This window comes from Polycladomyces zharkentensis (assembly GCF_016938855.1).
Classification (GTDB): domain Bacteria; phylum Bacillota; class Bacilli; order Thermoactinomycetales; family JIR-001; genus Polycladomyces; species Polycladomyces zharkentensis.
Genome location: NZ_JAFHAP010000002.1, coordinates 98,475 through 112,310, shown reverse-complemented (window position 1 = coordinate 112,310; position 13,836 = coordinate 98,475). Strand labels below are relative to the sequence as shown.

Annotated in this window: 10 protein-coding genes; 2 read left to right on the top strand and 8 right to left on the bottom strand. The window is 54.4% G+C overall.

The window, feature by feature from the left end:
- Positions 1–109: 109 nt before the first annotated feature.
- On the bottom strand, positions 110–1,567 hold the full coding sequence (guaB, locus tag JQC72_RS01445) for an IMP dehydrogenase (RefSeq protein ID WP_205492345.1): 1,458 nt from the start codon (positions 1,565–1,567) through the stop codon (positions 110–112).
- A 194-nt stretch (positions 1,568–1,761) separates the two neighbouring features.
- Here guaB and JQC72_RS01440 point away from each other — a divergent pair, with 194 nt between their 5' ends.
- Both JQC72_RS01440 and JQC72_RS01435 read left to right on the top strand, forming a co-directional pair.
- On the top strand, positions 1,762–2,799 hold the full coding sequence (locus tag JQC72_RS01440; RefSeq protein ID WP_205492344.1) for a YaaC family protein: 1,038 nt from the start codon (positions 1,762–1,764) through the stop codon (positions 2,797–2,799).
- Between the two features lie 263 nt (positions 2,800–3,062).
- The gene (locus JQC72_RS01435) at positions 3,063–3,677 is read left to right on the top strand and encodes a PH domain-containing protein (protein WP_205492343.1); all 615 of its coding nucleotides are present in this window, start codon (positions 3,063–3,065) and stop codon (positions 3,675–3,677) included.
- A 445-nt stretch (positions 3,678–4,122) separates the two neighbouring features.
- Here the strand turns inward: JQC72_RS01435 and gyrA are convergent, their stop codons facing one another.
- The 7 genes from gyrA to dnaA form a co-directional block, all read right to left on the bottom strand.
- Positions 4,123–6,573, bottom strand: coding sequence for a DNA gyrase subunit A (gene gyrA, locus JQC72_RS01430; protein ID WP_205492342.1), 2,451 nt, complete (start codon positions 6,571–6,573; stop codon positions 4,123–4,125).
- Positions 6,574–6,601: 28 nt separating this feature from the next.
- Positions 6,602–8,515: a DNA topoisomerase (ATP-hydrolyzing) subunit B gene (gyrB, locus tag JQC72_RS01425; RefSeq protein ID WP_205492376.1), complete on the bottom strand. Its 1,914-nt coding sequence runs from the start codon at positions 8,513–8,515 to the stop codon at positions 6,602–6,604.
- 53 nt (positions 8,516–8,568) lie between these two features.
- Positions 8,569–8,847: an extracellular matrix regulator RemB gene (remB, locus tag JQC72_RS01420; RefSeq protein ID WP_302104396.1), complete on the bottom strand. Its 279-nt coding sequence runs from the start codon at positions 8,845–8,847 to the stop codon at positions 8,569–8,571.
- The gene (gene recF / locus JQC72_RS01415; RefSeq protein ID WP_205492341.1) at positions 8,838–9,953 is read right to left on the bottom strand and encodes a DNA replication/repair protein RecF; all 1,116 of its coding nucleotides are present in this window, start codon (positions 9,951–9,953) and stop codon (positions 8,838–8,840) included. Before recF ends, remB begins: the two co-directional genes overlap by 10 nt.
- A gap of 14 nt (positions 9,954–9,967) precedes the next feature.
- Entirely contained in the window at positions 9,968–10,216 is a 249-nt protein-coding gene (gene yaaA, locus JQC72_RS01410; protein ID WP_205492340.1) for a S4 domain-containing protein YaaA, read from the bottom strand.
- Positions 10,217–10,433: 217 nt separating this feature from the next.
- Complete coding sequence (dnaN, locus tag JQC72_RS01405; protein WP_205492339.1) at positions 10,434–11,567, bottom strand: DNA polymerase III subunit beta; 1,134 nt, start codon at positions 11,565–11,567, stop codon at positions 10,434–10,436.
- 371 nt (positions 11,568–11,938) lie between these two features.
- Positions 11,939–13,288: a chromosomal replication initiator protein DnaA gene (dnaA, locus tag JQC72_RS01400; RefSeq protein ID WP_205492338.1), complete on the bottom strand. Its 1,350-nt coding sequence runs from the start codon at positions 13,286–13,288 to the stop codon at positions 11,939–11,941.
- Positions 13,289–13,836: the final 548 nt, after the last annotated feature.

Sequence of the window (13,836 nt, the reverse complement as noted above, 5' to 3'; positions counted from 1 at the left end):
AATTGAACACAAGCATATCTCCATTTTACGTTCGCGATTGTGCAGAATCAATGACAGAAAAAAGACAAGAAAAAAGCAGGGATAATTCCCTGCCGAATTTCGCCATATCTCACAGATGGTAGTTGGGTGCTTCTTTGGTAATCTGGATGTCGTGCGGATGGCTTTCGCGCAACGATGCATTGGTGATCCGGATGAACCGTGTGTTTTCACGCAGCTCGTCCAGATTTTTCGCCCCGCAGTAACCCATGCCGGCCCGAAGTCCGCCGATCAGCTGGTACACCGTGTCTGCCACCGGTCCTTTGTATGGCACGCGACCTTCGATGCCTTCAGGTACCAGCTTGCGTTCATTTTCCTGGAAGTAGCGGTCTTTGCTGCCCGCCTGCATCGCGCCGAGCGAACCCATGCCACGGTACACCTTAAACCGGCGCCCTTGGTAAATCTCCGATTCACCCGGGGATTCCTCACAACCAGCGAACAGACTGCCCAACATGACCGCGTGCGCGCCTGCGGCGATCGCTTTGACGATGTCGCCGGAATAACGGATTCCTCCGTCGGCGATAATCGGGACACCGTATTCGCGTGCCGCCGTGGCACAATCGTAGATGGCCGTGATTTGCGGTACGCCGATACCCGCCACGATGCGCGTGGTACAGATCGAACCGGGACCGATCCCCACTTTGACAATGCTGGCACCGGCCTCGATCAGATCGCGGGTCCCCTCAGCCGTCGCCACATTTCCGGCGATGATGACCAGATCGGGGAACATCTCCCGCAACTTGGCCACCGTCTCCAGCACACCTTTGGAATGGCCATGCGCGGTATCCACCACCAACACGTCCACTTCCGCTTCCACAAGCGCTGCCGCCCGCTTAAACGTATCCTGCGATACACCGACCGCCGCACCGGCCAACAGGCGGCCTTGGTCATCCTTGGCGGCATGGGGGAACAATGTGGCTTTTTCAATATCCTTGATGGTGATGAGTCCTTTGAGTACACCGTTTTCGTCCACCAAGGGCAATTTTTCGATCTTGTGTTTTTGCAGGATGCCTTCCGCTTCTTTCAGCGTGGTGCCGACCGGCGCCGTGACCAGATTCTCTTTGGTCATCACTTCGCTGATCGGCGTCGAATAATCGTGGACAAAGCGCAAATCCCGGTTGGTGATGATCCCTACCAGTTTCCGCTTTTCATCCACAATCGGCACACCGGAAATCCGGTATTTCGACATCAATTCTTCCGCTTCATACACTTTGTGATCGGGATGGAGATAAAACGGATTGGTGATGACCCCGCTCTCGGAACGCTTGACGCGATCCACTTCTTCTGCCTGTTCCTCGATTTTCATGTTCTTGTGGATGATACCGATACCGCCTTGCCGGGCCAACGCGATGGCCATCGGCGCTTCCGTCACCGTATCCATGCCGGCACTGATCAACGGGATGTTCAACCTGATCTTGTCCGCCAGCTTGGTGGAAACATCCACGTCGCGCGGCAACACGTCCGTCTTGTTGGGTATCAGCAATACGTCGTCAAACGTGAGACCTTCCTTGGCAAATTTGTCATCCCACATGGGTACATCCGATCCCCTTTTTTGTTTAAGTTTCCGAATGACAGTTTGTGCAAGTGTAACAGACACTTACTCGGTCCGTCAAGACAAACCCCCTTATTTTCATGGAGTTTTGCAAGGTTGAATTTTCTAAACAAAGCATGACTTTCCACGAAACGGGCAGACTAACGAAACCCTGACATTCGAGGTGTATCCCAGTGATCCAACCGACGGAGGAAACCGTCTGGTCGTTGTTTTTGCGGTTGGAAAACGAACCGGCGGCCAAGCGGTTTTTGACCGAACGCTACCGGGAACAGGGAGTGGAAAATGCGGAAAGGGCGGCATTTCTCAGTTCCCAACCATTCCGCTATTACCTCAAATTGGGCCGGGAGACCATCTACTCCATACGGACATGTGACCCGCTGATTCAACCACTTCCCGCCTACTATGGCATGATGCATTTGATGAAGGCGCTCGTACTGTCACGGGTGCCCGATTATCCCCAAAACACTTCGGTCCTGCGGCACGGACTCTCCACACGCAAACGGAAAAAAAGCCTGTTCCGCTTTCGGGACGAAGAAGTTCGTGTGCAAAAGGAGGGTTTGTTTCCGTTACTGCTTGGCCTGTTTGGAATATGGGGACTGACTGGCGAAGTATTGCCCCTGAAGGAATTGTGGGGGTTGATTCCGGAATTGCAGGAAACGTACCGGTTTCTCTATGGGCGGACCACGCTGTACCCGATCGTCTGTCACGATAAGGATGTGACAACCCCTTTTTCCTTCTCGGTTTCCGAAACATTGCTCGATGCGTTGCACTTGACACCTGCCGGCTGGATTCGACGTTTGAACGAACCACGGGCAGCAGGGAACCATACCTTTATCCTCTTATCCGCCGACAACGGCCGCGTTTCCTTTCAACTGCAATCCGATCATGGCAAACCGGCCCGGCCGGAAGGGGTTCACCCCTGGTTTCGAACTTCCCTGGCGAATCAAACTTTCGTATATTCAGGTGAAAACACCGTATGCGGACTCCTCCCCGAGCTGTTGGTCCACTATGCCATCCTGTTTGCGCTCAGTATGCTCTGCCGCTATGAAACACCGTTGTGGGCGGAGATGAATCTCGAAGGTACGGCCGAAGAGACGGCGTTGATCCGTTCGTTTTTATTTCTGGTACGGGTCAAGACGCCGTTGTTGGTATGGGAAGCCCTGTGGGGCCGGAACGGATGTTTCCACAGTTCCTCCACGGGTTGTGGATAACTCTGTGGATAACCTGTGGGAAACCCGATATGAGGCTGGGTTTCAACCTCCATATCACCTTCCAAGGGCAAGAATCTCATTTAAAGTTCTTATCACAACCAATATGCTAACATAAGCCGGGGACACAGAACTTCGTCAGGACCCAATACTTCCTGTATAAAATCCTTTCTCTCGTATATGACAATTCTTCCATTCATGTTATAATCATGGTTGAATAGAGCGAAAAATATGACGATCATCCTCAAAAAGAAAGGTTGGGAATCATGTTCGGAAAAGTGGCAGCCGACGTATTGGGATTGAGCGATATCGGGTCTGTGATCTATCCGAAGGATTACGACAAGGTGGACGCCGATGATTATTTGATGCATGAAGACGGCGAGAAAATCTATTTTCTGATCAAGTCGAAATCGGATGAGTACTGCTTTACCAACAAGGCGTTGATCCACCTGGACGGCACCAGCGCGACCAGCAAAAAGCGGGTGCTCCGCCGCTTTGATTACGTGACGCACAAAATCTCCAATGTTGTGCTTGAAACCGCCGGTACGATGGACATGGACGTGGAAATCAAATTCAATATCGGTTCCCAACACTACTCCATCGATGTACACAAAAAGCATCTGGAAGAGTTGAAGGATTTATACAAGGCGTTGATCAAAATCGCGGAAATTACCCACGAAAATGAAGTGTTGCTGTCCTATGCCAAACAAAGCCTGGAGCTGGCTTCCCAAACGCTGAGCCGGGTAGCGAGCACGGAAAGCGGATTGGTCAATCAGTTCAAAGAGTTGAACCAGGCTTCCTTCCAATGGCTGGTGGACACCACCAAGCAATATCGCGTCAAGGATTTCGGTTTCGTCTTTGAGCGTTATATCAATAACTGACGGATGTCGACAAAAAGGAGGTCTCCCATCAAAGGGAGGCCTCCTTTCATGCCAAAGGCCGCAAGTTCCAATCCGGGTCCATATCACGTGACTTGCCCCACACGCTGAGCACCATAGGCACTCCCCCCGGTCGCCTTGTGCTTCTCGCTTCATCCGGCGCGGCAACCCACATCCTTCCACGATGGCTTCGTCCAGGCCCCGGGATTTTTCATTTCACGAGTTCTTGCTCGCATAGCCGTTTCCAGTGTTTGTGTACTTCTCGGCTTGGTTGCACCCAAATGCTGTCGGACTTGCGACAGGGACCAATCCCTCCCGCGTCCGACGCTCGCGTTCATCCCAACCTTGAAGGGAGGGGTTTCCCGCTCGCTCTTTATCAATGGCCAGACACGCCCTCAGCTTGCCATCAGTCACGGAGCCTCCCATCAAAGGGAGGCTCCGATCGTTCCTACTCATTTGTCTCTTCTCCGTTTTCCTCTTCTTTGTGAACCGGGGCGACGGTGGCCACTTCCTCGCCCTCTTTCAGGTGAATCAGCTTGACACCCTGGGCATAGCGTCCCTGCGTGGAGATACCCGCGATTTTCTGCCGGTTCACGACGCCGCCTGTGGTGACGATCATGAGGTCTTCTTCCGGCGATACCACTTTATGTCCGACAACATATCCCTTTCGCTTGTTCAGACTGAGCGTCTTGATTCCCTTGCCGCCACGGGATTGTACGCGATACTCTTCCAGCGGGGTCCGTTTGCCGTACCCTTTGGAAGTGACGATCATCACGTCCAGTCCATCCGTGGCGATGTCCATGTCGATTACTTCATCCCCTTCGGCCAGGGTGATCCCTTTCACTCCGGTTGCCGCCCGGCCCATTTCCCTGACTTCCTGCTCGGGGAAACGGATGGACATACCGTGCTTGGTTCCCAGCACGATCTCCTGGTTGCCGTCGGTCAGGTGGACGCCGACCAGCTCGTCACCTTCACGCAGGTTAATGGCGAACAAGCCGTTGCGCCGGATGTTCTCAAACTCCTGCAACGCCGTCTTTTTCACGACACCGTGTCGGGTGGCGAAGAAGAGGAATTTGTCTTGAGCGAACTCCTTGACCGGGATGACCGCATGGATGTATTCATCCTGATCAATCTGGATCAGGTTGATGATCGGCGTTCCCCGGGCCGTCCGCCCCAGCTCCGGCACTTCATACGCTTTGAGCCGATAGACTTTCCCCTTGTTGGAGAAGAACAAGAGGTGGTTGTGTGAATGGGTGACGAACAGGTGCTGGACGAAATCGTCTTCCCGCGTGCCCATGCCAGTGACACCGCGCCCTCCACGCTTTTGCGCGCGGTAGGTGGACAGCGGCATCCGCTTGATGTACCCGCGGTGGGTGAGCAGGATCGCCACCTCTTCTTCCGGAATCAGATCTTCCTCATCGATCTCGTCCGCCTTGGCGCGAATCCGCGTCCGCCGGTTGTCCCCGTATTTCTCGCGGATTTCCAGCAGTTCCTCGCGTACCACCCCGCGAATCTTTTCTTCACTGGACAAGATGTCGCGCAAGTGAGCGATCAATTTTTGCAGTTCCTGGTACTCGTCTTCAATTTTTTCCCGCTCCAAACCGGTCAAACGTTGCAGACGCATGTCCAGGATCGCCTGTGCCTGCTTCTCGGACAAACCGAACCGTCCCATCAGCCCGTCGCGCGCTTCCTGTGCGGTGCGCGAGCCGCGAATCAGGGCGATCACTTCGTCGATGTGATCCAGCGCGATGCGCAGCCCTTCGAGGATGTGAGCCCGCTCTTCCGCTTTGCGCAGATCGTAAGCCGTGCGGCGGCGGATCACCTCGATCTGATGCTCCAGATAGTGATGGAGCAGTTGCTTGAGGTTGAGAATCCGCGGCTGGCCGTCCACCAAGGCCAGCATGATCACACCGAAGCTGGTTTGCAAAGCGGTGTGTTTGAACAAGTTGTTCAAGATGATTTGCGGGTTGACATCCCGGCGCAATTCGATGACGACACGCATGCCGTTGCGGTCGGATTCATCGCGCAGGTCGGTAATGCCTTCGATCTTTTTGTCCCGCACCAGTTCGGCGATTTTCTCCACCAGTTTCGCCTTGTTCACCTGGTACGGCAACTCTTCGACCACGATGCGCATCTTGCCGTTGTTGGCTTCTTCGATCCTTGTTTTGGCCCGGATCTGAATGCTTCCCCGGCCGGTCCGGTAGGCCTTCTTGATGCCATCCTTGCCCATGATGATGCCGCCGGTGGGAAAGTCCGGTCCTTTGATCTTTTTCATCAATTCATCGATCGTCACATCGGGATTGTCAATCATCAGGATCAGGCCATCAATTGCTTCCCGCAAGTTGTGCGGGGGAATGTTGGTGGCCATCCCGACGGCGATGCCCGATGCCCCGTTGACCAGCAGGTTGGGGAAACGAGCGGGCAACACCAGCGGTTCTTCCTGTTGACCGTCGTAGTTGGGACCGAAGTCGATCGTGTCTTTGTGGATGTCCCGCAGCAACTCCAAAGTGATCGGCGCCATCCGGGCTTCGGTGTAACGCATCGCGGCGGGCGCGTCCCCGTCAACGGAACCAAAGTTGCCATGGCCGTCCACCAGCATGTAACGGTAGGAGAAATCCTGTGCCATGCGAACCATCGCGTCGTACACGGCCGCATCACCGTGCGGGTGGAACTGAGCAGTCACGTTCCCGACGACACGGGACGATTTTTTGTACGGTTTGTCCGGGGTCATCCCCAAATCAAACATGGTGTAGAGAATCCGGCGGTGCACCGGCTTCAATCCGTCTCGGACGTCCGGCAGGGCCCGGCTGACGATGACGCTCATCGCATAGTCCAAAAACGAGTTGCGCATCTCCTGGCTGATATTCACTTCGTGTATACGCTCGGTTCCCTCAGGCATATCTCTATTCCCTCCGATTCACGCCGTATCAGACATCCAGGTTGCGTACCTGTTTGGCGTATTCCTGGATGAATTCGCGGCGCGGCTCTACTTTGTCTCCCATCAGCGTTTCAAAGACCGTATCCGCATCCATCGCGTCTTCCAGTGACACTTTGAGCAAGGTGCGGCTTTCGGGGTCCATTGTCGTCTCCCAAAGCTGGGTGGCGTTCATTTCGCCCAACCCTTTGTACCGCTGAATTTCGATTTTGCCCTTGCCTTCCATATCGCGGACCATTTGCTCTTTCTCCCGGTCGTTGTAGGCATAGCGAATCGTTTTGCCCTGCGTGATTTTGTACAGGGGCGGCTGGGCGATATAGACGTACCCCGCCTCGATGAGCGGCCGCATGTAACGGTAGAAGAACGTCAAGAGCAAGGTACGGATGTGTGCACCGTCCACGTCTGCGTCCGTCATGATGATGATCTTGTGGTACCGGGCCTTGTCCAATTGGAAGTCTTCACCGATCCCCGTGCCCAACGCCGTGATGATCGTACGAATCTCTTCGTTGGACAAGGCTTTGTCAAGACGCGCCTTTTCGACGTTGAGGATTTTTCCGCGCAAAGGCAAAATCGCCTGGAACATGCGGTCGCGCCCTTGCTTGGCGGTACCGCCCGCGGAATCCCCCTCAACCAGGTACAACTCGCTGATGGAAGCATCCCGGGACGTGCAATCAGCCAGTTTCCCCGGCAGAGAACTCACTTCCAACGCGTTTTTGCGCCGGGTCAACTCGCGCGCCTTCCGGGCGGCCTCCCGTGCCCGTGCCGCCATCACCGCCTTGTTGATGATCTTTTTCGCTTCGGTCGGATGCTCATCCAGATACATCCCAAAATGCTCAGCAAACAGGGTTTCCGTCACCGTCCGGGCTTCACTGTTGCCCAGTTTGGTCTTGGTTTGCCCCTCAAATTGCGGATCGGGGATCTTCACACTGACGATGGCGGTCAGGCCTTCACGCACGTCGTCCCCGGTCAGGTTGCTGTCGTTGTCTTTGAGCAGATTGTTCCGCCGGGCGTAATCGTTGATCACCCGGGTGAGCGCGGATTTGAAACCGGCTTCGTGCGTCCCGCCCTCATGCGTGTGAATGTTGTTGGCGAACGAGTAGATGTTGGACGAGTAGGAATCGTTGTATTGCAGGGCGATTTGCACCTCGAGACCTTCCTTTTGCCCCTCAATGTAAATCGGGGGTTGATGCAGCACTTCCCGGTTGCGGTTCAAATGCTCGACAAACTGGATAATCCCCCCGTCGTACTTGAACGTCTCGGCCTTGCCTTCGCCCCGCTCGTCCCGCAAGGTGATCTTCACGCCGCGGTTCAAAAACGCCAGCTCCCGAAGCCGCTTTTGCAGGACGTCATAATCGTAAACGGTCGTCTCTGTAAAAATTTCCGGATCGGGTTTGAACGTCACGGTTGTACCGGTCTCATTCGTTTCCCCGATGACCTGCAGGTCGAATTCCGGCACGCCGCGACGGTAACGCTGCCGGTGCACCTTGCCGTCCCGCTTGACGATGACCTCCAGCCATTCGGACAGGGCGTTGACGACGGAAACACCCACCCCGTGCAATCCGCCGGAGATTTTGTATCCGTCGCCGCCGAATTTCCCGCCGGCATGGAGGACGGTCATCACCACTTCCACCGCGGGCCTGCCCATTTTGGGATGGATCCCGACCGGAATCCCGCTCCCGTTATCCTCCACGGTAACGCTGTTGTCTTCGTGCACCGTCACTTCGATTGTATCGCATCGTCCGGCCAATGCTTCGTCGATACTGTTGTCCACCACTTCCCACACCAAGTGGTGCAGCCCGCGGCTGCTGGTGGAGCCGATGTACATCCCCGGACGCTTGCGAACAGCTTCCAAACCTTCAAGTACCTGAATCTGTGTTTCGTCATAGTTGGTTTTTTGTGCTGACACCAACTTCACCTACTCTCTCCTATGTGAAAACTTGCCGTCGGCTTGCGGAAAATTCAAGATGATCGATGAGAACTGTTTCGGGGCGGTTGTGCCCGTTTCATCAGCGTGGTCGATGAGATCGGCGAGGGATAGATCGCCTCTTTCGTCACCACGTAGGACTTAACCTCTTCATGCGAAATGGTTTCCATGCGCCCGCTCGCCTGTGCCGCCTCCAAAAACGGCGCGAGCGAATGGGGTGCTCGACGCGTTCCTGCATCCAAGATGGCCACCACCTCGGTGGAACGAATCATCTTGTTGCCACCCAAGTGAATATACACCCGGATCACCTCCATTCGGAAAGGGTCCCCTGCTTGACCGCGTACACTTGCGCCCGTGCCAACGTGTCGGAGCCGATTCCTTCCAAGCCGGTCGCGGTGACAAACGTCTGCACCTTTCCACGGATCGCTTCCAACAGGTGCGTTTTGCGGTGATCGTCCAATTCGGACAGGACATCATCCAAAAGAAGAATGGGATAATGACCGGTTTCCTGTCGAATCAGTTCAATCTCCGCCAATTTGAGCGAAAGTGCGGCCGTTCGCTGTTGTCCTTGGGAACCGTATGTATGAAGGTCCGTTTCACCGACCGCAAGCTGCAGATCATCCCGGTGCGGTCCGATCGATGTGCTGCCCCGGGCGATTTCCTTTTCACGCACCCTTTCCAACTGACGGACCAAACGTTCGGCCAACACGGGTTCCTCCTCTTCGGACCCGACGGGAATGGAGGGGCGATACCGGAGTTGCAGCCGTTCCTGCCCTTGGGTGATGGCCCGGTGGATCTCTTCTGCCCAAACGGCCAACCGCCCAATGAACGCGGCCCGCTTCTTCCATACAACGGCAGCGGCTTGCGCGAGCTGATGGTCCAACACTTCCAACAGGGTGAATTGGCGACGGTTGCGGAACAATTCTTTGAGCAGATGGTTCCGCTGGACCATCAGTTTGTTGTATTGCGACAGATGATGCACATAGGCGGGGCTGACCTGGCCGATTTCCATGTCCAGAAACCGGCGACGAACCTGCGGGCTTCCCTTGACCAGCGCCAAATCCTCCGGGGCGAACAACACCGCCGTCAGCGTGCCGATGTATTCGGACAGCCGGCGCTGCTCCAACCCGTTTCGGCTGGCCTTTTTCCCCTGTTCCGTCAAACGGATTTCCAGCCGTTCTGTTCCTTCGCCGCGCATGACGCGCGCATTCAGTTGGGCAAACGGTTGATCCCACTGGATCAATTCCTTGTGGGAACGCGCGCGGTGCGACTTGCCCAAAGCCAGTACGTACAGGGATTCCAGGATATTGGTTTTCCCTTGTGCATTGGGACCGATGAAGAGGTGGAGTTCCCCCGGACACGTCAAGTCGAGGTGGTCGATGTTGCGATAATGGCGAAGTTGCAAACGTTGTACACGCAAAACGGTCCCTCCTGTCAGTCCGCCACCACGCGCACCGGCTCCAACCCGTCGATCTCCACGATGTCCTGTGGATAAATTTTGCGTCCGCGGCGGTCCTCCTCTTCGCCGTTCACTCTCACGACGTGTTCGGCGAGAAACCATTTGGCCTGCCCGCCGGTCTGGATCACATCCAGCACTTTTAGCAATTGACCAAGCGTAATATAGGGGGTGTCGATCTTGACGATTTCCACGGGGTCTTCACTCCAACTCCTTCTTTTCCTCATCCGCAACCGTTCGCTTGTGGCGTGTTCGGTGAATATCGTCCGTTATCCCGGCTCGCTCCACCTTTGTCCTGTGAGGAAGAAATGCAGGACGCGGGCAAAGTAGGCTTCACTTACAGAATTTTGCCCGCGACCCCATCCCTGCTTTTCGGTTCTCGTTCGGTCGGGCTTCGTTTTCACCCGCCCGGAAACACGTGCCGCCTCATGGACATCACACACCCTAGCGCGTGCGGATCGGAACAATCAAGTGAAGGGCGTCCTCACGGTCGGCCGGTTGGATGACGAACGGCGTCATCGTCCCCGTGAAGGTGATGCGGATCTCTTCGCTGTCCACGGCCCGAAGGGCCTCCATCATGTATCGGGCGTTAAACGAGATGGTCAGTTCTTCACCGCTCACCTTGGCGGGAACCTCTTCGGTCGCCACACCGACATCCTGTGCGGCCGAAGTGACTTCCACATGCCCTTCGGCTTTCACAGTCCATTTTATCACATTATCACGTCCATCCCGACTAATTAATGAGGCACGCTCCACCGATTCCAGCATTTCGCGCGTGGACGTGACCATCTCCGAGATGCCGCCTTGGGGAATGACCCGGTTGGTGTCCGGATAATTCCCTTCCAGCAGTCGGGAGAAGAACATCAGGTTGTCCGCTTTGACCAGGATTTGGTTGTCCGCGACGACCACGTCCACCCAACCGTCCTGATCCGCCAAAATCTTGGCCAGCTCTGACAAGCTTTTGCCGGGGATGATGACATTGTGCAAATCCAGTTCCGGATTGGCTTCCACCTCGGCTTCCCGGCGGGAGAGTCGGTGACTGTCGGTGGCGACGAAGATCAGGCGTCCCTGTTTCAGCTGGCACAACACCCCCGTCAGCACGCCCCGTGCTTCTTGTGTTGAAACGGCAAAACCGGTTTGCCGGATCATGGATTTCAACAGGTCCGCCTGCATGCTGAACGTTTGATGTTCCTCCAGTTGCGGCAGACGCGGATATTCCTCGGCATCCAGCCCGTTCAGCTGGAACCGGGCCTGACCCGAGCGAATCGTGGTGATCAGACGCTCTGCCGTCCACTCCACTTCATCACCCGGCAATTTGCGTACGATGTCTCCCAAGATGCGTCCGGGCAAGACGATATTTCCTATTCTTTCCACATTTACTTGTTCTTTATCATCCGCCCGGTGTGGAATTCGCACTTGAATCGTCAGATCGGAGTTCATCCCGGTCAACGTCAAACCTGCGTCGTCAGCCGAGACTTTGATCCCCGTCAATATGGGGATCGTCGTTTTTTGCGATACCGCTTTGGACACTTGGGACACGGCTTCCACCAATGCCGCGCGTTTTACGCGAAATTTCATGGGAATCCTCCTTTTTTCGACTTTTCCTCTGTTGATGTGAAAGTTTTGGGGATCACCGGGTTTGTTGGCGTATCTCAAAGAAGCGGTCGGTGAAAACGGAGAGGATGTTCTCGGGCGGTTCCGGTTCTGTTTTCTATATTGGATTAATATAAATAAAAGCAGAAGTACTAGTAATAGGGCCTGTGGATAATGTGTATAAGTGGCGTAAACCCAGATGTGACGGTATTTTTGGATGTGGATAACGTGTGTACAAGCTGGGGATAAACACCAATGGTTATCCACATTCATCCACAGCCCTGTTTCCGCGGTGACAGCGGACACTCAGAAAAGAAAAGTGATCCACAGGTTTTCTGTGAATAACATGTGAATCACTAGGTCGTCCGCTGACGGATACGGTTTTTCAAATCTTCGATCGCCTGTTGCAGATGGGGATCGTTTTCGACGATCTTGGCAATTTTTTCATGAGCGTGAATCACCGTTGTATGATCCCTTCCACCGAACTCTTCCCCGATTTTCGGCAGGGAATAGTCGGTCATTTCCCTGGACAGATACATGGCGATCTGTCGGGGGAACGCAACGCTTTTCGTTCGTTTTTTTCCTTTGAGATCCTCCAATTCCAACCGGTAATAGTCGCTGACCACTTGTTGGATGTCCCGAATCGTGATCGCCCGCGGTCCCGATTGGGTGACCAAGTCCTTGAGCGCTTCTTCCGCCAGTTCGGCCGTAATCGGTTTGCTCATCAATGCCGAATATGCGACGACGCGGATCAGTGCCCCTTCCAGCTCCCGAATGTTGGTGTCGACACGGTTAGCGATGAAAATCAACACTTCATTGGGAATGTTGAGGTTGTCCGCAATCGCTTTTTTGCGCAGAATGGCGATTCGCGTCTCCAGATCGGGAGGCTGGATGTCCGTGATGAGTCCCCATTCAAATCGGGAGCGGAGCCGGTCTTCCAATGTGGGAATCTCCTTGGGCGGCCGATCGCTGGAGATGACGATCTGTTTGCTTTCCTCATGCAACGCATTGAAAGTGTGGAAAAACTCTTCCTGTGTCTGTTCCTTGCCCGCGAGAAATTGGATGTCGTCGATCAGCAACACGTCCACATTGCGGTATTTGTTCCGGAAGTCCACCGTTTTGTTGTCTCGGATTGAATTGATGAATTCGTTGGTGAATTTCTCGGACGACAGATACACCACACTGCTGCTCGGATTATGACTCAATACATAATGCCCGATTGCGTGCATCAGGTGCGTTTTGCCCAACCCGACGCCACCGTAGATAAACAGGGGATTGTACGCTTTGGCGGGTGCTTCTGCCACTGCCAGCGAAGCCGCATGTGCAAAACGGTTGCCCGAGCCGATCACGAATGTGTCGAACGTATACCGGGGATTGAGCATCGTCTTGGGTGAATCGTCCATTTCCCCCGGTTCATCCGTCGACGAAACGGTTTCGTCGTCGTCGTTCGCCTTCGATGAGTGTGTGACGAACTGTACGCCGATCACCGACCCCGTTACTTCGCGCAAGGTTTCCCGCACCAAGTTGGAATAGCGGGATTCCAGCCAGTCACGGGCAAATTCGTTGGGCGCCGCGATGATCAGCGTCTCATCCCGGTAATCCACCGCCTCTGTGGATTTCAACCATGTTTCATAACTGGGTTTGCTCAGTTTCTCCTGGATATACTGCAAAGCACGATCCCATAACTGTTGATAGTGGGTTTCCATCTTCTCCCCCCTTCCGACACTGTCCACAGGTTTATCCACAAAAATGGGAAGCGGTTTGCTCGATCATATCAACAAAAAAAGAGAGTTACCCACAGTATCCACAGCCTGTGGATAACTTTTTCCACACCTGTGGATAAACACCCACAGAGTTATCCACAATCTGTGGATAAAAGGAGTGAGAGCAGGAGTTATCCACTGTGGAAAACATCAATATGATATCAAAAGATCCCAGTAATGACAATGGAGTGGGGATAAGATATCCACAATCCACAGGGGTGTGGATAACAGTTATCCACAAGTGTGGATTTGTGGATAACCCGGGTGTGAGCGGTGGATAACTTCGCATTGGGGCATGACGAATTATCCACAGCTGAGCAACGGCGTCAGCAGTTATCCACATGTGAACAACCGGAGAGTGTCGGCCCTTGGATTCCTTGACAATCTTTTATCCATCTAGCTATAATGAGAAAGAATGTCGTCGGAAACTCGCATCCACATTTGTGGAAAGAATATAGAGGAAGGGAGGAAACCCGGTTCGGGTGGCGGAT

Excerpts from the sequence above, each read along its gene's own strand:
- guaB (WP_205492345.1), bottom strand. The coding sequence starts at position 1,567 with ATGTGGGATGACAAATTTGCCAAGGAAGGTCTCACGTTTGACGACGTA.
- JQC72_RS01435 (WP_205492343.1), top strand. The coding sequence starts at position 3,063 with ATGTTCGGAAAAGTGGCAGCCGACGTATTGGGATTGAGCGATATCGGG.
- gyrA (WP_205492342.1), bottom strand. The coding sequence starts at position 6,573 with ATGCCTGAGGGAACCGAGCGTATACACGAAGTGAATATCAGCCAGGAG.
- remB (WP_302104396.1), bottom strand. The coding sequence starts at position 8,847 with ATGGAGGTGATCCGGGTGTATATTCACTTGGGTGGCAACAAGATGATT.
- yaaA (WP_205492340.1), bottom strand. The coding sequence starts at position 10,216 with ATGAGGAAAAGAAGGAGTTGGAGTGAAGACCCCGTGGAAATCGTCAAG.
- dnaN (WP_205492339.1), bottom strand. The coding sequence starts at position 11,567 with ATGAAATTTCGCGTAAAACGCGCGGCATTGGTGGAAGCCGTGTCCCAA.
- dnaA (WP_205492338.1), bottom strand. The coding sequence starts at position 13,288 with ATGGAAACCCACTATCAACAGTTATGGGATCGTGCTTTGCAGTATATC.